The organism is Streptomyces hundungensis, assembly GCF_003627815.1.
Lineage (GTDB): Bacteria > Actinomycetota > Actinomycetes > Streptomycetales > Streptomycetaceae > Streptomyces > Streptomyces hundungensis_A.
In genome coordinates this window covers 501,942-522,698 of the sequence record NZ_CP032698.1, presented here as the reverse complement: position 1 = coordinate 522,698, position 20,757 = coordinate 501,942, and the positions used below count along the sequence as shown (strand labels likewise).

Sequence of the window (20,757 nt, the reverse complement as noted above, 5' to 3'; positions counted from 1 at the left end):
GGAGCCTGTCGCTGTGCACGTGGGTCATGGCTTCGGTGGGTGGGCGCTCTCCGGGCGGGGTGGTCACCGACGTCACGACCATCGGTGACTCCGTACCGCGTTCAGACGTGTACGCTGAGTGACGATCCGGTTCATCCCCCGCAACAAGGAGAAAGCTTCATGGCCGCTGACCTTTTGACCCGCAAGATCACTCGGCACTTCGACCTGATCGACACCAACGGTGACGGCAGGATCAGCCAGGAGGACTTTGATCTGATCGTCGCCCGTATGGGACAGGAATTCGCCCAGGCTCCGGAATCGCCCAAGTACCGTGCGCTCAGCGACGCTTACCAGGCGCTGTGGGAGGGCATGCGGCAGGCCCTCGACACTGACGGTGACGGTTCGGTCAGCCGCGAGGAGTATGTGGCCGGGCTGCGGTCCGACGCCGCGACCGGCGAGGGGTACCGGCAGCACATCCAGCCGGTGGCCAAGGCCATCATCGACCTGTGCGACACCAACGGCGACGGCAAACTGGACGGCGCGGAGCTGGCCAAGGCGCACACCGGCCTGGGTATGGGCGACGCGGACCACGAGGCCGCCATGGCGCGCATCGACCTCGACGGTGACGGCTACGTCACCGAGGCCGAACTGGCCAAGGCCATCGAGGAGTTCTTCCTGAGCGAGGACGCGAACGCCGGGGGCAACCACCTGTTCGGCAAGTTCTGACCCAGCGGGCCCGGGTGTGCTGCCCCCCGTCCAAGGAGGCAGCACACCCGGGCCTCAGTGCCTCAGGGCCTGTCTGCCAGGAGTTCGCGGACCAGGCCGCGCTGCCGCGGACCAGGCCGCGCTGCCACTTGCCACTGGTGGTGCGGGGCAGCCAGCCGGGGGCAGGGGGTGGACGTGCACCGACGCCGTGCCCAGACGTTCGCAGATCGTCCGGTGTACTTGCCCGGCCACGTGGTCGGGGTCGCTGCCGGGGGCGATCTCCACCGCGACGGTGAGGCGCTCACGGACGGTGTCCGCGTAGGCGACGCACCGCCCCCGGTGCACGCCGGGCAGTACACGGGTGAGGCTCTCGGCGTCCTCGGGAAAGTGGTTCTGCCCGTTCACACTGATCATTTCCTTGCGGCGGCCGGTGACGAACAGGTCGCCGTCGAGTTGGAGTCCGAGGTCGCCGGTGCGCAGCCAGGGCCCGTCGAATGTTTCGGCGGTGGCGGCGGGGGCTCCGTAATAGCCGGTGGTGACCGCCGGCCCGGAGATTTGGATCTCGCCCAACCGCCCCGGCCCGCGTGTCGCGCCGGCCGTGTCCACCAGCCGCAGCCGGATTCCCAGCACCGGTCGTCCGACGCTGACCAGCGGCTTCGCCAGCGGGTGGTCCGAAGGCATTTCGACGGCGAGCCCGTCTTCGGACAGGTGTCGGCGGTCCAGGTGGACGATGCGCGGCGCGGTGCCCGGGGTGGGGAAGGTGATGGCCAAGGTGGCCTCGGCCATGCCGTACACCGGGTACATCGTTGACGGGGCGACGCCCGCGGCCGTCATCCGCGTGCTGAAGGCGTCGACGGTGGCGGCCCGGACCGGCTCGGCGCCGTTGAGGGCGAGCCGCCACCGTGACAGGTCCAGCTCCGCCGTCAGCTCGGATGTGGCCGCGGCTGCGAGCCGCTGGTTCAGGAGGGAGAAGCCCACACCCAGCACGATTGCCACGATCGCCGGTGCCACGAGCTGCCAGGGAACGCCGAGCCACACTGGGGGAAGCCCCACGCCGAAGGTGGCTGCCAGGTTGATGAGGAACAGCCTCTTGCCGGACCTGCGCCAGGTGAAGGGGTCGGGGCGGCGCGGCGTGGCTAGGCGTGCCGCGCCGAAGGCGAGGCTGAACACCGCGAGCAGGCCGAGGCCCGCGCCTGCGGCGGCGATCATCTGGGGCTTGTCGGGCGGCTCGTCAGAGGTCTTCTGCCGGATCGTGCCTTTGGTGAGTGCGACGATGTCGCCGCGCCAGACGCTGTCGACGGCTTTGTCGCCCTTCTGGAGCGTGTCCAGGAGCGGTCCGGGGTCGCCGAAGTCCTGCTTGCCGTGGAACCGTTTGCTGTCCACGATCGCCCGGTACTCGCGGTTCCTGCCTCTGTCGTGGACCACCGTGTTCACGACGTCGAGCTCGATCTCCCCCAGGCAGTCCTCCCGCCACGTATCCGGCATCGGGCCGGCCGGGCAACGTTCGGCCGCCCGGTATGCCTCGTATCGCACGACGTTGGCGGGCAGCCAGTCGGTGAACGCGAGGACGCAGCAGCAGCCAGGGCCACGGACACCACGATCATCAGCAGCCCCAGGACCCGCGTCACCCCGGCCCGGAAGGCCGTCACTTCTCGCAGAGGTCAGCTCGCACTAGCCGAGCACCACGTTGTGGGGCTTGAGGGCTGCGACAACGACGGCGCGGGCGTGGAGCGCGTCGAGGATGCCTGTCAACTGACCTGCCAAGAAGCTGACTTGGCGGGCCGCACCGCGGCCGCGCGCGGCATACGGGCCGCGCTGCGACACGTCGCGGCGCAGGTCCGCCGTCCCGCAGTCGGTCATGACCAGGTACTCGTCCTCGCCGTGCCGCACATGGTCGATCAGACAGGGGACACCCTCGATGCCGTCGAGCGCCCCCAGCACCCGATGCTCGTGGCGCAGCCGGCCGAGTGCGTCGATTCCTCGCGCGTCCTCCACCATGTACGCCCTGGCCTGTATGGCGACCACCCGGGCGCCGGTCACCGTGTCGACGCCCCGCAGTACGTCCCCGCGAGGAGAGCGCGCGACACCGGCGGTGATGCGGAAGTAGGTCGATGCCGCGGATGAGGCCGAGCAAACGCACTGTCCGAGACGATCCCGCATAGGTGCAGACACCACCTGCGACACCGTGCCTGCCACTGCATCGGCATACAGAGGGCCTACCGGACGCAGTGCAGTATGGGCAAGTCGCCTTCCGAGGAGGGGTGTTGGCCGCCAGAATGGGTGACGTCCTTCAGGAATGTTACGTCTTGCTCGCAGCCAAGGAGTTGTCGGCCATGACTCATCGCCAGGACTCGGACGGCCAGGTGGGCGGCCCCTACAGCTCACCGGGGGACCCGGGAAACCCGGCTCCCGAACCCGACCCCATGCCTCCACCGGAGGGCGACTAGCCGCGTGGGCAGTCACATGCCGGCTCCGGTGGATCCATCGGAGCTACGGGCGCAATGCGCCGACGTGCTGGACGCACGCGACGGCGGACACTTCCACGGTCGGCCATGGCTGCGCGAGGCGTTTCTGCGAGTGCCGCGCGAGCAGTTCATACCGGACCGGGTGTGGTGGCCGTGGCCTGGTAAGGACGGTCTGCACCCCGTCCTCGACCGCACAGTCAGGCCGCGGGAGTGGATGCGTGCCGTCTATACGGCGCAGGCCTCGTTGATCACGCAGGTGGACGACGGGCGGGTGCGGCCCGAGGAGGGTCCGACCAAGGCCGAGTTCACCTCCGCCGCCTCATGCCCCGCGGTCGTCGTCGACATGCTGCACTACCTCGACCCCGGCCCCCAGGACGTAGTTCTCGAAATCGGTACGGGGTCCGGATACAGCACCGCTCTGCTGGCTCAGCGGGTCCGGCCCGCCAACTTGGTCACCATGGAGATCGACACGCGTCTCGCCGACCTGGCCCGCGAGAAGTTGGCGGGTTTCGGGTTGCGGCCCACCGTCGTGGCCGGGGACGCAGAGCAGGGCCATGGCGAGCGGGCTCCGTACACCCGGATCATTTCCACTGCGGCGGTCCGCCAGGTCCCGCAGTCCTGGCTCCTCCAGGCCGCTCCCGGCGCGGTGATCGTGGTCCCGCTGAACGGGCCCTTCGGCCACGACGCGCTGTTGCGACTGGTCGCCGATGGCCGGGGCAACGGCGAGGGGCGTCTGGTGTCGGGCGTAGCGTTCATGAAGCTGCGCGGGCAGCGCCGCCCCGTTCCCTATGCCGACCTCGGCTGGCCGGCTATGGGCGGCCCTTGGCCCGCTTACGCCGACGCGGAGTACCGGGTGACGGTGGTTCGTGGGCGCCAGGAGATCCAGATCTGCTGATGCCCATCGGCGCCGCCGGCCGGTGTGGTCGGGCAGGTATATGGACACCACGCCCGGCTTTGCGCGGTACTGGGCCGCGTCCGCGGGGAGGAGCAGGCGGGGCGCCGAGACGACCGGGCCGATGGGGACATCGCCTCTACCACCTATCAGACCGCTGCCCCTGTTCACCAAGGCTCGTCCACCACCTCCGGGCTCGTCGGGGCCGGCGCTGCGGGCGTGCCTCCGCGTACGCGAGGAGCGATGAGGGGCAGGACGAGTACGGAGAGCATGGCTGCCCCGGTCAACGCCGCGGCGGCGCCCGTGTCGAGGGCGCCGTCCTACACCCCGATGGTGGTGACGGCCACGACCAGGGGCAGGCAGGTGGAGCAGTACAGGGCGAGCGCGCCGCGGTCTCTGCGGGAGAAGTCGGACGGCGCGAGAAGGTAGGCGGGGCCGCCGCGCACCAGGAGGAACAGGAGCAGGAAGACCGGGAGCAGCAGCAACGGTCGGCCGCCGTGGAGCAGGGCATCGAGGTCGAACTGCATGCCAGTGACGACGAAGAAGATCGGGACGAGGAACCCGAAGCCCATCGCCTCGATCTTGCCGAGGACGGCCTCACCCCCGTCGGGTGCGGATCGCCGCAGGACCAGGCGGGTGAGCAGTCCGGCCACGAAGGCGCCCAGCAGGGTGTCGACTCCGAAGGCGGCCGAGAGGCCGAGCATGCAGGCGAGAAGGAGCATCACGAATAGGACCGTGAACTGTCCGCTGCTGTGCAGGGTTTGGGTGACGACGCGGGGGAACCACGGCGGGGGCGGGCGCAGCGCCCAGATCACGGCGACCACAGTGATGAGGGCGAAGGCGAACAGGACGGCGGTGGCGCGGCCGGGGCTGCGCCCGCCGAGCCGTACGGACATCGCGACGATCGGCCCGAACTCCCCTACGGGGCCGAAGGCCATGACCACGGTCGCGAAGCGTCCGCCGAGGGCCCCGGCGTCACGCAGGATGGGCAGCACGGCGCCGAGCGCGGTGCTGGTCAGCGCGGTGCCGATGACGAAGCTCTTGCCGGCTTGGGCGCCGGTGAGCGCGAAGGCGATGCCGAGAGACAGGGCGAGCGTGACGGTCCAGGCGCCCACGGCGCGGCGCAGGGTATCGCCACGGATCGCCGCGAACTCGATCTCGTATCCGGCGAGGAAGATCAACATGGACAGGCCGAGGCTGGAGAGGGCGTCCACGAGCTGGTCGCCGTGGGCCCATCTGAGCACGTCAGGGCCGATGACGATCCCCAGAGTGATCTCGAAGACGGCTGGCGGGATGGGCAGTCGGTGTCCGACCCAGTAGGCCAGCAGAGGAGCCAGGACCGCCACGACCATGATCAGAATGAGGACGCCAGGATGCGGCATACAGCACATCTAGCATTTTTTTACCTTGGGTCAAGCAGCCCGTGATGACCGTCTGCGATGCCATGCCCGTCGGTGTCCGAGCGAACGAGGGCACCGAGAAGCGCACCTGGCACCAGCGCAGCAACCGCCGGGTGCAGCCGTGAACCGCACCTGGAAGGGACTCGTCCCATGAGCTCTGTCGGCAAGGACCGCGCACGGACCCGGTAGTGTCTGGGCTTCGGGCGGCATCATGTTCGCGGCCGTCCTGCTGCTGGTGAGGGGCGTCGTCGGCATCCTGGAGGGTGTCGTCGCCGTCGCCAAGGACGACGTGTACGCCCGGTTCGGCTCCTACGTCTACGCGTTCAACCTCACCGCGTGGGCTGGATCCACCTGGTCCTTGGAGTCCTTCTCCTCGTCACCGGCCTCGGCCTGCTCGCCGGCCCGGCGCCCTGGGCGCGCCTCACCGCTCCGGTCCTGGCGAGCGTCAGCGTCATCGCCGACTTCTTCTTCCTGCCGTACCAGCCCTGGTGGGCGCTGGTCGGCATCGCCCTCGGCATCTTCGTCATCTGGGCCCTCACCCGTAGGTGATGGTGTCCCGCGTGGTGGCGCCGCGGCCGAAGACGGTTGTGTCCGCGAGTTGCAGCAGCAGGCTCAGGCGCGGCTGGGTGGGTATGGTTCGCACGCAGAAGACCATGGCCTCGACCACGGCTTCGGCCGGGTCGGTGGTCCCTTGAAGGTGAGCGATCATCAGCTCGACGAACGACTCGGCCCCCTGGGCAGCGACCTCGGCGATGATGTCGTTGAGGCGGCTGAAGTGACGGTAGACCGTCTGGCGGGTGACGCAGAGTCGCCGACGACGTCGGACAGGGTGGTCTTGGCGACACCGTGCCGGTCGATGCAGCGAGCGGTCGCGTCGATGATGCGCTGTCGTGCCTCCGCGTCCGATGCGGGAGGTCGGCCTCCCCAGCCGTGGTGCCCCATGATTTCAGGATCGCATACGCTCCGCGGCCCGTTGGGGCGTTGTGGCGCGGAGTGCGGCCAGGATTGAGTCCGGTCGCGGGGATCGCGCACAGTGCGACGTACCAGAGGCTGCCGATCGGGGTGTGTTGCTGTGTGAGGCCGTCGGTTGCGGCGAAGCAGGCCGGCAACGCGAGGAGCCACAGGGCGATGTGAACGCCTAGGTAGATCGCTGGGTAGGTCCGCACGAACAGCGGCGATGCGACCGGGGCCGGATCGGCTCGTCCACGACGCCGTACGCCGGGAAGCGATCTGGGAGAGCGAAGGCGGGGCCTGTATGTCCCCCCTGGGAGTCCCGATGGGAACAGGCGCCCTCCCTCTGCCCGGAAAGGGCTGGAGGTGAGCGACATGGAGACCCTCGTCATCGTCGCGGTGATCGTTCTCGCGACCGGTATCGGCATGCGCCTGATCCACCTGCTCAATGCCCAGCACGATGCACGTATCGCGGCCCACCACTTCAGCGAGGCTCTGCCGAGGCCTCCGGGCCTGCCGGATGACACCCGTCGCCGAGCCCACCGCATGGATGCGGACCGGTGAGGCGCAGACCCTGCTCCGGCGAGGGGCAGCGGCCGGGCGGTACGCCGTTTCCCGCCCGTCGGCTTCCCGCCCACCCCGAAGGGGGACCCGCTCACGTGAAGTACATCGAGACTCAGACACTGCCGTCGTTCGGGCACGCCGAGGTACGGATCATCGCGCACACGCCCGAGGCCGCCCGAGCAGTCGCGGAGACCCTGCGCGGTTGCTTCGCCGGAACGGAACAGCGCAGCTATCCCGGTGTGGGCGGTGACACCCGTCTCCACCGCACCGTGAACACCGAAGCACCTGCTGGGTCCGCCCGGTCCTGGCTGTACACCGCCGGGCCCCGCAGGGACCGGCGCCTACTCCGACGAGACGTGAGAGCCCGCGAGGGACCCGAGACGCCCTGGACACGCACGCGGCCCTGGCCACGACCTGCTCTTATCTGGCGGGCGACGGCCTGATCGCCGTCGACTGACCCCCGCAACACTGCCGCGATGGTCGCTCTCACTCATGCATGAGGGAAGCCGGCGTATGGAGTCCGACGCGGAGCCGGCGGCGGTCGGGCGGAGTGGGAGAACCAGCCGCGCTTGCCACCATGCTCGGCCCGAAGTGCCGTCGGTGGGCGGCCGGTTCACCGTGCGATACCGGCCCTGCGTCGCGCTACGGACGCCTGCCGCCGTCATTGGTCGGGGCTGTTGAGCAAGAGCGTGATCGGCTGATCTTCGATGACCTTGGTTCCGGCCGCGCGCTTCGTACCCGTGACGATCCAGTCGGTGTCGTTGGCGGGGTCCTGGAGGGCATCGTGGCCGTCGGGCGCGACTGCCGCCGTGATGGTGAAGCAGAGGAGTGGACCGTCGACGGCGTCGGCCAGTGGCGTGCCCATGACCGGCGGGATGGACTGTGGCCACTTCTTGCCGGTGCAGGCCGTTCCGGGGCTGGCCACCCCCACAGTCTTGGCGGGCACCGGTTCCGGGCTGCTGCCGCATCCGGCGAGGAGCAGGCCCGCGGCGGCGAGGACGACTGTGCGGGTGCGGTTCACGAAGTCCTCCTGGGCGGGAAGGGCGCCGTCCGGTCGTCGAACGACCGTACGTGCGGCGGATGTTGCGGATGGGTGACCCTACCTGCCGTCGGTCCGCCGTTGTCTTCGGCGTCGGCTTTGGCGCGCATCTCGCCGGTGCCGTGACGGTTGCCGCTCGGGACGGCGGGTTGGTTGCCGCCTGTGTCCGCCTGAAGACGACCCACCCTCGCCGGCGGGATGTCGAGGCTCTTCGCGTGCACGCGAACCCTCGCCGGGGCGCGCGGGGACGCGCGGGAGGTCCGGGCGGAGCCGACACCGAGGGCGAAGGACCTCGCGGCAGACTGGCGGACCTCAGGCGCGAAGGAGGGCAGATGCCGCCCGGCACGGTCGTCCATACGGAAGGGCGGGGAGTACGCAACATCCCGGCCCTCGGGGCTCCGCGCGCGGTGGCGGTCCCGCTGAGCTGGGAGCGCCACCGAACCACGGCTTGGCAGCAGAAGAGAAGCATGGTCGCGGGCTGCCGCCGCGCAGCGGGCTCCGCGGCTCGGTCGTCTGATGCGGCGAGGTGCGGAGCCCGCTGCGGAACTGGCTAGCCCGCGAGGCTGTTCTTGCGGCGCTTCATCGCGAAAAGAACTCCGCCACCGGCGAGCACGGCGACACCGCCGCCGATGGCGAGCGTCGAGGTGAGCGAGGAGGAGCCTGTCTCCGCGAGGTCACCGGTCAACCGCGTCGTGTTGTCGCCGGTGGGCTTCTGCCCGGTGGCGATGGGCACTTGACCGCCCGTCTGCGGGGTGGTGCCTTCGGTCTTGGTGCCGGGCGCGACGATCTGAAGGACGACGCTGTCGAAGACGGGGTCGATGCAACCGTCGCCGGTGGTGTCCATGTAGATGCCACCGCCGATGGTGAGGCCCTCACCGATGGGGGCGTTCTTCTTGACGTCCATACGGAACTTCAAGGTGACGGATTCGCTCGGACCGAAGGTGCGCAGGTCGAGGTAGGCGCCGGAGTGGTCCCCGTCCTTGACGTCGGTCCACGTGCCGTCGACGTTCACCTGGAGTGCGACCTTGGAAGCCTCGAAAGGCAGCGGCGCGTTCGGGTCGCTGGAGCCGACGCCCGCGTAGAACAGGACATCGCTGACGGTTTTCGCAGACGTGTTGGACACCTTCAGGTCAAAGGCGTGCCAGCCGCTGCCGGCCTGAATCTTGCCAGGCAGGCCGCTGATCTTCGCTGCCAGCTTCGACTTGTAGGAGGGGTCGTCGATCTTGCAAACGCCCTCACCCGGCGCCGGCTCATCGCCGCCCTCTTCCGGTGAACTCGGCGTGGCGCTCGGCGACTTTCCGGCCGCGGGGGTCTTGTGGCCCGCGCTGCCGGGTGCGTCGCCCGCCGCAGGCGCCTTCGTCCGGTCCTCGGGTGACTTGGACGCCTCGCTCAGGGCGGGCGAGGCGTGCTCCTTGGACGAGGCGGAGGGGCTGGGCGAGGCGGTGGGGCGCGGTGACGAACCGGCCGCCTGAGCGGCCGGGACGGCCAGAAAGGCGGCGGGTGCCATAGCGGCGGTCGCGGCGGCGACAGCCACCATACGGTGAAGCTTCATGAGGTCCTCAGCGACGTCAGTCGTGTCGTACGGGAGCACGGCACGGGCGGCACGGTCCGCAGCCACAGAAATCGCAGGCGGCCTACCAGATCCGTAAGCATGATCCGCGAGGGCTTTGAATGGTTGCCCTACTGCACCGGATCTTTGTGTGATCCGCAGCACGTCTCTGCTGAAGCTCGCGCACCTTCCTCGGCGGGGAGGCTGACGGCGATGGCGAGGATGAGGTTCCCCCCGGACATGCGGGGGACGGTGGCAGAGGGCCAGATGGGACGTACGAGAGGGGTTTTGAGCACCACCCGCACGGAACTCAGGCGTGTGCGTCCGCCGCGTGAACCCCATGGACCTCAACTCCCCCTGCAATCACGGACTCCCCGCCAGGAGAGGGAGAGGCGGTCAGACTGTTATGGCCGGGGCTGCCGATCCTTGGAGATCCGGTACGAGAAGGCTGGCAGTCGTAGGCGTCCTCGTCTGATCCGATGGAGGCGGCGACTTCACGCTGCGCCTGCCCCCGCCATCCCGGACGCCACGCTGCGAGGGAAAAGACAAGGCCGCTGTTGTCAGCCCGCGTGGACCCGGGGGCGCCGGTCGCGGTCCGGTTCCGCCTCGCGCAGCACCTCGCGGGTGACCGGGGCGACCTCCCCCTGGCCGAAGAGGAAGAAGCGCAGGAAATTGCGGAATGGATTGCCCTCGGTCCACTCGAAGTAGATGTGCGGGGTGCAGCCGGTCATGTCCCGGGCGTGCAGTAGGAGCGCCGCAAGCGCGTTGGGGATGGAGGGCGACTCCAGCGTGAGGACCCGGTAACGGCCGTGCAGGACCTCGCCGCGCACGGTGAGGCTGCCCTCGAACTCCGACGGGTCGGTGACCGTCACCTCGGCGAAGACGAAGTCCTCCTGCTCCGGCATGTCGTTGTCGGCGCGGATCTGCTCCATCTTGTCGCGGTATTCCGCCTTGTCCCGCCGGGCGGGCTCGTTGGCGATGAAACGTATCCTGCGGCTGGCCATGTCGCGTATGAACCGTTCGGCCATCGGGTCGAACGACACGCTGGTCACCCGCAGTTCGAAGGCGCGCAGCAGGCGCGACAGGAGGGAGATGAGGATGATGCCGGCGATGAAGCAGGCGCCGATCTTCACACCGTCCGGGCGCTCGATGACGTTGACGACGGTGGTGTAGAGGAACACCGTCGAGATCACCGCGAAGCCGATGGTCCAGCCGCGCTGGCCGGCCTTGTGGGCGGCGATGGTCACCGCGATGGCGGCGGAGCTGATCAGTACGAGCACGCCGGTGGCGTAGGCGCCGCCCTGCTTGTCGACGTTGGCGTCGAAGAGCCAGGTGACCAGGAAGGCGACCAGGGTGAAGACGAGGACCATCGGGCGCACGGCACGCGCCCAGTGCGGGGCCATGCCGTAGCGGGGCAGATAGCGCGGCATCAGGTTGAGCAGCCCTGCCATCGCGGAGGCGCCGGCGAACCACAGGATGGCGATGGTCGAGATGTCGTAGACCGTGCCGAAGGCGCCGCCCAGGTAGTGGTGGGCGAGGTAGGCCAGCGCGCGGCCGTTGGCGGCGCCGCCCGGCTTGAACTCGTTCTCCGGGATCAGCAGCGTGGTGATGAAGCTGGTCGCGATGAGGAAGCAGCTCATGATCACGGCGGCGGTGGTCAGCAGCTTCCTGGCGTCCCGGATGCGGCCGGCCGGGTTCTCCTCCGTGTCGCTGCGGTCGCCCCTGACGTGTGGCATCACCGCGACGCCGGTCTCGAAGCCGGACAAGCCGAGTGCCAGCTTCGGAAAGACGATCAAGGCCACGCCGACCATCACGAAGATGTTGCCGTGCTCGGTGGTCAGGGCGCTGGTCCAGTCACTGACCACGTGGCCGGCGGTCAGGACGTGCCAGAGGCCGACGGCCACCACAACCACATTGAGCATCAGGTAGAGGCCGACCAGGGCGACCGCCACCCCGATGGCCTCCAGGAAGCCCTTGAGGAACACCGCGCCGAGCAGGGCCACCAGCAGCAGCGTGATCAGCACCTGCTTGTCGTGCAGGGCACCGGTCAGGTGCGGGTTCTCCACCAGGTGGGTGGAGGCGTCCGCCGCCGACAGGGTGATGGTGATCAGGAAGTCGGTGGCGGCGAAACCGAGCAGGGTGAGCACGAACAGCTTGCCCTGCCAGAACGACAGCAGCCGCTCCAGCATCGCGATCGAGCCCTCACCGTGGGGGCTCTCCGCAGCCACTCGCCGGTACACCGGGAGAGCACCTGCCAGAGTCACGATGACAAGCACGATCGTCGCGATGGGTGACAGCAGGCCGGCGGCCAGCGCCGCGATGCCCGGCTGGTAACCGAGAGTGGAGAAGTAGTCCACACCGGTCAGACACATCACGCGCCACCAGCGCTGGCCCTTGTGAGGTGGCTCAGGTTCGGCGTGGGGGCCGGTCACTCCACCCGGCTTGCCCATGTCGGACAGCCCCTCCAGCATCCAGGCGCGCAGGCGACTGGCATGGGGGCGTTCGGTCGTGGCCATCGGCGTGCTCCTGATGTGCGGCCCAGCTCTTTCCAGGCCATCACGCGGACGGCCGGCACCAGCGTATGCAGAGAGTGATGCTCAGGCCCCCGGCAGAATCCTCCGCGCGCGTCAAGCTTCCGTTAAGACGGATGAGCAGGAGCAGTATCCGCCGCCCGTCAGGACGACGCGGTGTCCATGGCGAATTCTGGCAAGGGCTTGTATTGCCCGGCCCCGTCTTTCTTGATGGTCGTTCGCTGCCACTACGGGGCTGCCAGAGGATGGCGCCCGTCAAGGGTGCGTCAAGGTCACGCGAACGGGCGCGAAGATGCCGCAAGGACCGGCCGGATGCGACGCGCAAGGACCGAACCTGATCCTCCGCGCGTTTCTCAGTCCTCATGCGCGGTTGGAGAAAGAAGGAGCACGCGCCCATGTCCCTCCTGACCACCGAGCCGGATGCCGGCCCCGACGGCGAGGAACCGCCCGACAACGGGGAACGGCACCGGCTGACCGCCGTCACCGGCCTGGCCGCGTTGTCTCTGGACGCCATGGCGTCGGTGGCCTACGGCCCGGAGGCGATCGTCGTGGTCCTGGCCGCCGCCGGCACGCACGGTCTGGGTTTCACCCTGCCCGTGACACTGGCCATCGCCGCTCTGCTGGCGGTGCTGGTCGTCTCCTACCGGCAGGTGATCGCGGCCTTCCCGGACGGCGGCGGTTCCTACGCGGTCGCGAAGAAACACCTGGGCGCCCGCACGAGTCTGGTGGCGGCGGCGTCCCTGGTGCTCGACTACGTGCTCAACGTGGCGGTGGCGGTCACGGCGGGCGTCGCCGCGCTGACATCGGCGTTCCCGAGCCTGTACGGCGACCGGGTGTGGCTGTGCCTCGCGGCCCTCGCGCTGGTCACGTGCGTCAACCTGCGTGGGATCGCGGAGTCTGCCCGCGCGTTCATCGTGCCGACCGCCATTTTCGTCGGCTTCATGTTCGTCCTCATCGGCGTCGGTCTGCTCCGTACCCATCCCGCGAGCACGCAGGCCGCCGCCGGTCACGCCTTGGTGCTCGCCGACAACGCCTCCCAGGTGGGAGCCCTGCTATTGTTGAAGGCGTTCGCCTCTGGCTGTGCCGCCCTGACCGGCGTGGAGGCCATCGCCAACGCGGTCCCGTCCTTCCGGGCGCCCCGCGCCCGGCGGGCCCAGCGTGCCGAGGTCGCTCTCGGCGCGGTCCTCGGCCTGATGCTCATCGGACTGTCCGTGCTGATCGGCCGCTTCCACCTCCAGCCGGTCGAGGGCGTCACGGTCCTCGCGCAACTGGCGGACGCCTCACTCGGCCACAACGCTGCCTTCTACGTGATCCAGTTCGCGACGATGATCCTGCTGGCGCTGTCGGCCAACACTTCGTTCGGCGGACTGCCGGTGCTGCTCAAGCTGCTGGCTCGCGACAACTACCTCCCCCATGTCTTCGCGCTGAAGGCCGACCGCCAGGTCCACCGGCACGGAGTACTCACCCTGGCCGTCGTGTCGGCCGCGCTGCTGGTGTTCTCCGGCGGGGACACCAACACGCTGGTGCCGCTGTTCGCGATCGGTGTCTTCGTCGGCTTCACCATCGCCCAAGTGGGCATGGTCCGTCACTGGTGTCTCGCCAAGGATGCCGGGTGGCGCGGCAGGGTGCTGCTCAACGGTTGCGGAGCGCTGCTCACGGGCGTCGCGGCGGTCGTCGTCACCGCGAGCAAGTTCACGGAGGGGGCCTGGCTGATCGTGATCGCTCTGCCTGTCCTCATGGCCACCTTCGAAACCGTCCACCGGGCCTACGGCCGGATCGGCGAGTGCCTCGGTCTCGGCCGTATACCCGCGCCCCCGCATCGCGAGCGCTCCCTGGTCATCGTCCCTGTGTCCTCCCTTTCCCGGCTCACGTCGGAGGCGTTGACGGCCGCCGCATCCCTCGGCGACGAGGTCCGCGCGGTCACTGTGTCCCACCCCGATCCGGAAGACCGTGCCGCCCTGCACACCCTGGAGCGGCGCTGGGCCCAGTGGGACCCCGGGGTGGAGCTGGTGCGACTGTCCTGCGCGCGCCGCAGTCTGGGGCGTCCGATCGCGGCGTATGTGCGTGAGGTGGCTGCCGCGGAACCCGGCTCGCGTATCACCGTGCTGATCGCGGAGACCGAGCCGGAGCACCTGTGGCAGCGGCTCCTGCACAACCAGCGGGGCGCCGTGGTCGCGCATTCCGTACGGCGGGAGACGGACGCGGCCATCTGCCGGCTCCGCTTCCGCCTGGTGTGAGCGGGAATCGGGCTCTCCTTCGTGGAGGGGCTTGGGACGGTCCTTGCTGTCCGATTGGGTCCGGGTGGCTTGGGAGCAGGCCGGAGACCTTGCGGAACTGATTCGGAGCCTCCGGCGGTCCTGGCCTCGGGGCCCCTACACGTGAGCCCGCGGAGGGGGGTGCGCGTGCTCAGGGCCGTCCGGGGTGCGGGCGGGTCGAGGTCCGGGCCGGTCTTTCGGTGATCAGGCGGCCTTGCTGAAGCACATACCGCGCGCGGTGGGTGGCGGTGATGTCGGTGAAGGGATCGCCTTCCAGGGCGACGAGGTCCGCCGTGGCGCCGGACGTGATGACGCCCAGGTCGGGACGGTGGAGGAGTTCCGCCGCGACGCACGTGGCTGCCCGCAGGGCGCGCAAGGGGGTGTAGCCGTGGGCGAGCATGGTGGGAAACTCGTGCCAGTTCTCGGCATGGGGGAACATGCCGGCGTCGGTGCCGAAGGCCGCCTTCACATTGGTGCGGGCGGGCCGTTGGAGCCCTTCGCGCAGAGCCTCGGCGTGTTCGCGGTAGTTCCGGCGGGTGGTGGTCATGGAGCTGTCCCAGAAGGTGTCGTCGTCGAGCCGGTCGAGGAAGTAGGTCTGGGCGTAGTGGGTGGCGACCAGGAAGGTGCCCGCGCGCTCCATCTCCTGGTAGGTCGTTGTGGTGGCGAAACAACCGTGTTCCACACTGCGGACTCCGGCCATGACGGCGCGCAGGACGGCATTGTCGCTGAAAACGTGTGCCGCGCAGGGCAACCCGAGGTCGGCTGCGGTCGAGACGATGGTGTGCATTTCGACCCGCGAGTAGGCGGTGCTGGTGGGGCTGTCGACCGGTGAGGAGAATCCGCCGCCGCCGGCGAATTTGATCCAGTCGGCTCCGGCGCGGGACTGCTCGCGTACCGCACGGCGCAATTCGTCGACGCCCTCGGCCAGGGTTCCGATCTGGTGTCCATAGCGCAGGGCCAGGTCGGGTTGCTTGTCACCGTGGCCACCGCGGGGCGAAAGGATGTTGGGGGCCGCGATGATGCGTGGACCTTGGATCAGACCGTCTTCGAGTGCTGTGCGCAGCGATACGTTCAGGGGGAGATGGGCGCTGCCCAGGTCCCGGACGGTGGTGAATCCGCTGTGCAGCAGGGCGCGCAGTACCGGGACGGCGGTGAGGGTTTGGTAGGCGGAGGGCGCAGTCTCCGCGCTCTCGTCCAGTAGGTGGACGTGACAGTCGATGAGGCCGGGCAGGAGCGTGCAGCCGGGCATCTCGATGACGTCCGTATCCGGACCGGTGGGGAGGTCGTGCGCGACCGCGGCGATCCGGCCGTCGCGCACGAGGACAGTCAGCCCGTCGACGGGCGTGTCCGCTATCGCGTCCCACACACGGTCAGGTCGCAGAAGTAGGTCTCGGCCGGCGGATGCGTGCACGGATACCTCCGGGTGGTGGCGGGCACGTGGGTGGTCGGCAGGCGCCCAGGGGGGCGGGAACGGCGGTGCGCTGTCTGTTTCAGGAGGGGATGAGTGGTGTGTAGCGGGGGTCGTTCCAGACATCGCCGGGTCCGGGATTGCCGGGGTCGGGCCGGGCACCGAGTTGGCGCAGGACTCCCCAGGCAGCGTTGAGGCCGGAGGCGAGGGCGTGGTTGAGCCAGCCTGGAGACCAGGAGGTGTCGTCACCGGCGAGGTACAGCGCGTTCGGCGGTTCGCCCGGGACGGCGGGGGAGCCGGTGAATTCCTTCATGAAGTGGGCGAACAGATCGCGCTGATAGGGGTAGTCGCCGGGACAGGACCAGCGACTCAGGCCGCGGAAGTGCTGCTCGTTCTCCCAGGACACGGTCACGGCCTCGCCTGTTCGCGCTTGGGTGCGCAGTTCGTCCGCCAGCTTGGGATGGATGGCCGCGAGTTCACGGATGAAGAGGGCGACTCGGTCCTCCAGGCCGGACGGGGCGATCTTCATGGCGTCCTGTGCCCAGGTGAAGCTGAGATCCAGCACGCCGCGGCGGCCTCCGGGTCCGCGTGGGGGCCCGTAGTCCATGGTATAGGCGGCGCGCGGCAGCCGGTCGGTGAGGGTGACCCCGTCCATGGATGTCTTCGCCCAGAACGGCTGGTCGACCACGAGTGCTGTTTTGGAGGACTGCCAGTAGTGGAGACGACGGACTGCTCTCCATAGCCGGGGGCCGAGTACGGGAACGTGTGCGCTGGTGGAACGTATCTCGACGTTCGTCTCCAGAAGCCGTAGCTGCGGAGTGAAGACGACGGCCGCGAACCGTTCACTGTGCCCGTCCGTGCTGTGCACCACGATGCCGCGGGCAGCATCCGGTTCAACGTCCAGGGCGCGCACGGCGGGTCGCGGCGAGCCCTCGTTGAGCATCTCCAGGCTGGACGGGCGTCCCTTTGGCCCGGTGGTGTGGTGGGTCCAAAAGCCCTCGGCGAGCCGGCTGATGCCGTCGGGGGCGTACAGCATGTCGCTGCCCTCGGTGCACAGCAGCAACCGCAGGATCTCCACTGTGCTGAGATCGAAGAAGGAGTCCCACACGGCGGGCCCCACCCCGGCGGTCCCCAGGAGCCGCGCCTGGTCGTGGGTGAGGCCCACCCCGTCCGGGTCCCGCAGGAAACGGTAGAAGGACCACAGTTCGAAGCGGGTGAGGATGGTGCGCCAGGAGCGGCGCACCGCGGTGAGGTCGCGGGCGGCCACATGCCGCTGGATCTCGAAGAGGCCGATGCGCGCCAGCGCCTGCTGCCAGCGCGTGTGCGCTTGGCGAAACTCGTCGTGCTGACTGTAGAGGTCCTGGATCTGTTCGGCGGGGTATTGCCGGCCGTCGACATCCAGCACGGTCAGCGGTGTGGTGGGAGCGGCGTAGTTGTCGCGGAACGGCTCCAGGGGGACTCCGAGTGTCTGAGCGTAGTGGCGCAGTAGGCGGGCGTTTTCGGGAAAGCGCAGACAGCCGAGCTCCACGACCGCGCTGTCGGCTTCTCGCAGACGTCTGCTGTACATGCGGCCTCCCAGGCGCCGCCCCCCGGGCCCGTCCTGACTCCGCTCGGCCTCGTACACGATGGGGCGGCAGCCTGCCCGCAACAGCTCGTAGGCGGCGGCGAGCCCGCTGCCCCCGGCACCGATGACCGCGATGGGCGCGCCGTCAGTCCTGTCGGGCAGCCGTCCCATGCGTCGGCCGCCGCTGACGTGGGCGGCGTAGTCGAAGGGAAAGTCGACCTGAAGATCGCTGGCGGGCGGGGGCGTGCTCGGACTCATCGCTGGCTCCTTGGTGGAAGGGCGGGCGGCTTCCAAGTGTGTACGGGGGCGGCCTCCTCGGCGAGCAGCGCATAGCGAAGCGTCAACTCCACGAGATCGGGGGGCCGTTGGGCCGCCGCGGGGCGAGGTGGATCCAGTGGTTCGGCTCGATGGTCCCCACACGCTCCCCGCTCTTTCATGGCGTCATCCCGCCCGGTCGTGGATGTGGTTCGTACGCCGGGACTGGGGGACTCGGCCGGCCCTCGGCATGCGTCGACCGCGCTCGCTCGTCGCCGTCGCAGCACCTCACGTGTTCGCTGCTGCCACCACGCTCCCGTATGTCCCGTGGTGACCCGCTGGTCGAGTACGCCCAGCAGGGTGTCGGCTTCGTCTGCGTCCACCGCGGCCAGCGCCAGTCCATCGCGGGCCCGCGGCAACAAGTCTTTGATCAGAGCGCCGGCATGGTGTTCTCGCGGCGCGGACCCGGGCGTGGGCCACCACAGGGAGGCGCGCAGGCCGTCGCGCGCGGCTCGGTAGAAGTTGGTCCTGGCGCAGGCGAAGGGAAGCTCTCGGGCCACATCGCGTCCCTCGGCTGCCAAGAAGAGGGTGAGACCGACCAGAAAGGCGGTGTTCGCGGCCATGTCCACCGGCGTTGGGCCGGAAGGCAGCGCCCGGAACTCGATCCTCAGATGCCCCAGAGGGTCGTACACCGGGCGGTTCCACCACCACACTGTGCTCAGGTGCAGGCGAAGTTCCTCCAGTACCGGATACCCGCCGGGCATGTGGGCGGCGTCGGCGCGGGCCGCCGGCAGCAGGACGTCGTAACAGCGCACGGCTTCCGCGAACGCCGCTTGCGGGCCGCCGCGCATCCAGTCACGGCCAAATCCGACTCGGGGGCGCCGGGTGCCTGCGCCAGGGTGACAGCGGTCGCCGAAGCCCCGCTCGTACAGCGGTATACGAGCCTCCTGCCATCCAGGGTGCCCGAGGGGGAACGGGGAGTTGCCCGACGCGGCCAGGGCTGGTCCGGTGGCGAGTTGGGCGGCGTTGAAAGTACGGGAGAAGAGGTTCGGGGTCACCGTCAGGTGTGTCTGCCACGAGCAGGCGGCGCCCTGGACCGCCACGGACTCGGCCCGCAACAAGCCCTGCTCTCCCACCGGCAGAATGAACGGGGTGGAGCGGCGGCGGGCCCATGCGCGTTCCAGCGCGCGGAAGCGCGGCTGGTCGGTCAGGGCCTGCGCGGTCACATCCGGCGGCGTCAGGGTGGGCAGTGTCCCCATCGGAACCGCTCTGGCCCCGTGGTGGCGCAGGGATACCGAGGCGATCCGCTTCAGTGCCTGCGACGTCTGTTCGGCCAGAGCCGTGAAGGGATGCCCGCGCACGGGGACCGGTGTCAAGTTCACCTCGAGATTGAAACGGGCCACCTCCAAGGACAGCCGGTCGTCGTCCGACGCTTCACGTACGGCTGCGGCGACCGGGACCGGACAGGCGTCCGGCCCGATCAGAGACACTTCGAGTTCCGCACCCAGCGTGGCCGGCGCCGTCCCGAAATGCGGGTGCTCGACGGCCTTTTCCAGAAGGGTGAGACCCTCCGTCAAGCGGGCCCGGAAAAGTGCGTAGTCCCGCGCCGTGAACGTCACTCGTCCGACCTCGCGGCCCATGTCACTCCCGTCTGGACTTCACATGCACCGGCCGAACCGCAGCGTGGGGCCTTGGGGGTTCAGCCGGCCGAGGCGACCGCGCTCCACCAGGCCCGCAGTGCCGGCTCCATCCGCACCGCGCTGCGGGTGATCCAGTCGTCCGGTTCGTGGTGCGTCCTGCCGTACTCGATGACTTGCAGCACTCCGTCCGCCACCTCCGGTGGGTTGTCCCGGTAGGCCTCGATGTACGCGACCGCGGCCTCCGGAATTTGTTCCGCCTCGCTCAGCACATCGGCGAGGGCCGCGCAGGAGTTGCACCACAGAGTGAAGTCGGTACGCGCCAGGAGTGCCGCCTCCGCCGCGCCGGCGTGCAGGGCGACCCACGAGATGAACTCGGTGAACCGCCGAACCGGTTCAAGGCGGGGTGCCCGGCGCATCTCGTCGGGCGACATGCCCAACGCGGGCGCGAGCCCGGTGACCATCCGGTGACGGGCCTGCACCAGCTCGTGCGCGACGAAGGAGAAGAAGCCGCCGGGCACTTCGTGCGGATACCGGGCCAGCAGCAGACCGTACGCCGTGAACTCGGCCTCCTGCGACTGGAACTCCGCGAGCGCGAAACTCTTCAGATGCTTTTCCTCGATCATTCCCTCGCGGGCCAGAGACAAGAATTCGTTGGCGCCGAGGTGGTCGGGGATATTTACTCCGACACTGTCGATGAACTCGGTGGCAGGCACAGAGGAATGTCCTTTCCGGCAGAAAAGTGCAGCCGGCCCGGAACGTCTCGGGGTGGAACCCGCAGACGCCGGACTCGGCCGATACAGACAGGCTTCCGATGGGATTCGCGGGCAGCGGTCGGGTGCCCGCCCGGCGTAATTACAGAGTTACCCACGAGAGACCTGTTTGGTGCATGCATTCGACGCCTCCGCGAATGATTCCGCCATTTCGTTGATCGTTCCATTCCTCCGTCAGGGAGTGTGCGATGCCACCCCTGGCCTGCGTGGATCCGGCGAGAGTTCCTCGTCCTGAGCCGACCGGCGCGTCGACCACCGAGCAATCGCTCATGTCCAAATCGTGCGCGACACAATTTTCGCATTGGTAGCCCCTGGCCCTCCATTTGCGCCCAGCCACGATGCGATCAACCAAACGCCGGATTAGTGCCCCCTTCGGACGGCTGGAGTCTCGCTTGACGGCCGGGTTCCGGCTCTTTCGGTCGGTGTCCGAATCATGGTCGGCCGCGGTCTGTTCGTCCCGCTCGAGCCCGGCCGGGACCAGTAGCTGGTCGCCGCGCGGGGGCCGCCAGGCGGCATCGCGTGCCACGGCGGACTGGTGGGAGCAGGGGCGCGGGTCGGCGTTTCGCGTCTTCGCTGTAGGTATGGCTGGCTGATACATAACCCGCGCATCCCGGAAATACCGGTCAACGCCCGGGGTTTTGATGAAACAGTGGCTAAATAAAAACAGAGTGGCTCCATTGAGTTCCCTTTTCGGTCACATCGAGATGGGTCGGCATACGGTGCAAGCGCCGGGGTACTTGAAGCAATGCCAGCCAGTTCGAATCTTCTCGTCCGGGGTTTCTTGACTGGG

14 protein-coding genes and 2 pseudogenes are annotated in these 20,757 nt (G+C 68.9%); 5 read left to right on the top strand and 11 right to left on the bottom strand.

What is annotated here, in order from left to right:
• Positions 1-159 precede the first annotated feature (159 nt).
• Positions 160-705, top strand: coding sequence for an EF-hand domain-containing protein (locus DWB77_RS02450; protein WP_162952367.1), 546 nt, complete (start codon positions 160-162; stop codon positions 703-705).
• Between the two features lie 54 nt (positions 706-759).
• Here DWB77_RS02450 and DWB77_RS02445 read toward each other — a convergent pair whose 3' ends face one another.
• Together DWB77_RS02445 and DWB77_RS02440 are read right to left on the bottom strand one after the other, a co-directional pair.
• Positions 760-2,169 (bottom strand): AMP-binding protein, encoded by a 1,410-nt coding sequence (locus DWB77_RS02445; RefSeq protein ID WP_120719662.1) that lies wholly within the window; start codon positions 2,167-2,169, stop codon positions 760-762.
• A gap of 186 nt (positions 2,170-2,355) precedes the next feature.
• On the bottom strand, positions 2,356-2,844 hold the full coding sequence (locus DWB77_RS02440; RefSeq protein WP_120719661.1) for a hypothetical protein: 489 nt from the start codon (positions 2,842-2,844) through the stop codon (positions 2,356-2,358).
• Between the two features lie 351 nt (positions 2,845-3,195).
• Here DWB77_RS02440 and DWB77_RS02435 point away from each other — a divergent pair, with 351 nt between their 5' ends.
• Entirely contained in the window at positions 3,196-4,044 is an 849-nt protein-coding gene (locus DWB77_RS02435; RefSeq protein WP_246033367.1) for a methyltransferase domain-containing protein, read from the top strand.
• Between the two features lie 164 nt (positions 4,045-4,208).
• Here the strand turns inward: DWB77_RS02435 and DWB77_RS02430 are convergent.
• A pseudogene (locus tag DWB77_RS02430) lies at positions 4,209-5,423 on the bottom strand (cation:proton antiporter).
• Positions 5,424-5,652: 229 nt separating this feature from the next.
• Here DWB77_RS02430 and DWB77_RS39580 point away from each other — a divergent pair.
• Positions 5,653-5,990 (top strand): annotated as a pseudogene (locus tag DWB77_RS39580) (DUF7144 family membrane protein).
• Here the strand turns inward: DWB77_RS39580 and DWB77_RS37540 are convergent.
• Complete coding sequence (locus DWB77_RS37540; RefSeq protein WP_162952366.1) at positions 5,977-6,150, bottom strand: hypothetical protein; 174 nt, start codon at positions 6,148-6,150, stop codon at positions 5,977-5,979. The pseudogene DWB77_RS39580 and the gene DWB77_RS37540 sit on opposite strands and share 14 nt — an antisense overlap.
• A gap of 617 nt (positions 6,151-6,767) precedes the next feature.
• On the opposite strand from DWB77_RS37540, the gene DWB77_RS02420 reads away from it, so the two are divergent.
• Positions 6,768-6,956, top strand: a complete 189-nt coding sequence (locus tag DWB77_RS02420; protein ID WP_162952365.1) for a hypothetical protein — start codon at positions 6,768-6,770, stop codon at positions 6,954-6,956.
• Positions 6,957-7,617: 661 nt separating this feature from the next.
• Here the strand turns inward: DWB77_RS02420 and DWB77_RS02410 are convergent.
• The 3 genes from DWB77_RS02410 to DWB77_RS02400 form a co-directional block, all read right to left on the bottom strand.
• Positions 7,618-7,977, bottom strand: a complete 360-nt coding sequence (locus tag DWB77_RS02410) for a hypothetical protein (RefSeq protein ID WP_120719658.1) — start codon at positions 7,975-7,977, stop codon at positions 7,618-7,620.
• A 568-nt stretch (positions 7,978-8,545) separates the two neighbouring features.
• Positions 8,546-9,532, bottom strand: coding sequence for an LAETG motif-containing sortase-dependent surface protein (locus tag DWB77_RS02405; RefSeq protein ID WP_162952364.1), 987 nt, complete (start codon positions 9,530-9,532; stop codon positions 8,546-8,548).
• Positions 9,533-10,104: 572 nt separating this feature from the next.
• Entirely contained in the window at positions 10,105-12,060 is a 1,956-nt protein-coding gene (locus DWB77_RS02400; RefSeq protein WP_120719656.1) for an APC family permease, read from the bottom strand.
• A gap of 410 nt (positions 12,061-12,470) precedes the next feature.
• Between DWB77_RS02400 and DWB77_RS02395 the strand changes: the two genes are divergently transcribed.
• Positions 12,471-14,312: an APC family permease gene (locus tag DWB77_RS02395; protein WP_120719655.1), complete on the top strand. Its 1,842-nt coding sequence runs from the start codon at positions 12,471-12,473 to the stop codon at positions 14,310-14,312.
• A gap of 169 nt (positions 14,313-14,481) precedes the next feature.
• Here DWB77_RS02395 and DWB77_RS02390 read toward each other — a convergent pair whose 3' ends face one another.
• The 4 genes from DWB77_RS02390 to DWB77_RS02375 form a co-directional block, all read right to left on the bottom strand.
• Complete coding sequence (locus tag DWB77_RS02390; RefSeq protein WP_246033365.1) at positions 14,482-15,696, bottom strand: metal-dependent hydrolase family protein; 1,215 nt, start codon at positions 15,694-15,696, stop codon at positions 14,482-14,484.
• 124 nt (positions 15,697-15,820) lie between these two features.
• On the bottom strand, positions 15,821-17,560 hold the full coding sequence (locus DWB77_RS02385; protein WP_120719654.1) for a flavin monoamine oxidase family protein: 1,740 nt from the start codon (positions 17,558-17,560) through the stop codon (positions 15,821-15,823).
• Entirely contained in the window at positions 17,557-19,197 is a 1,641-nt protein-coding gene (locus DWB77_RS02380) for a glutamate--cysteine ligase (RefSeq protein ID WP_120719653.1), read from the bottom strand. Before DWB77_RS02380 ends, DWB77_RS02385 begins: the two co-directional genes overlap by 4 nt.
• A gap of 59 nt (positions 19,198-19,256) precedes the next feature.
• Complete coding sequence (locus DWB77_RS02375; RefSeq protein WP_120719652.1) at positions 19,257-19,910, bottom strand: hypothetical protein; 654 nt, start codon at positions 19,908-19,910, stop codon at positions 19,257-19,259.
• Positions 19,911-20,757 lie beyond the last annotated feature (847 nt).

Coding starts and splice junctions, on each gene's coding strand:
- DWB77_RS02450 (WP_162952367.1), top strand. CDS start 160: ATGGCCGCTGACCTTTTGACCCGCAAGATCACTCGGCACTTCGACCTG.
- DWB77_RS02445 (WP_120719662.1), bottom strand. CDS start 2,169: ATGCCGGATACGTGGCGGGAGGACTGCCTGGGGGAGATCGAGCTCGAC.
- DWB77_RS02440 (WP_120719661.1), bottom strand. CDS start 2,844: ATGCGGGATCGTCTCGGACAGTGCGTTTGCTCGGCCTCATCCGCGGCA.
- DWB77_RS37540 (WP_162952366.1), bottom strand. CDS start 6,150: ATGATCGCTCACCTTCAAGGGACCACCGACCCGGCCGAAGCCGTGGTC.
- DWB77_RS02420 (WP_162952365.1), top strand. CDS start 6,768: ATGGAGACCCTCGTCATCGTCGCGGTGATCGTTCTCGCGACCGGTATC.
- DWB77_RS02405 (WP_162952364.1), bottom strand. CDS start 9,532: ATGGTGGCTGTCGCCGCCGCGACCGCCGCTATGGCACCCGCCGCCTTT.
- DWB77_RS02400 (WP_120719656.1), bottom strand. CDS start 12,060: ATGGCCACGACCGAACGCCCCCATGCCAGTCGCCTGCGCGCCTGGATG.
- DWB77_RS02395 (WP_120719655.1), top strand. CDS start 12,471: ATGTCCCTCCTGACCACCGAGCCGGATGCCGGCCCCGACGGCGAGGAA.
- DWB77_RS02385 (WP_120719654.1), bottom strand. CDS start 17,560: ATGAGTCCGAGCACGCCCCCGCCCGCCAGCGATCTTCAGGTCGACTTT.
- DWB77_RS02380 (WP_120719653.1), bottom strand. CDS start 19,197: ATGGGCCGCGAGGTCGGACGAGTGACGTTCACGGCGCGGGACTACGCA.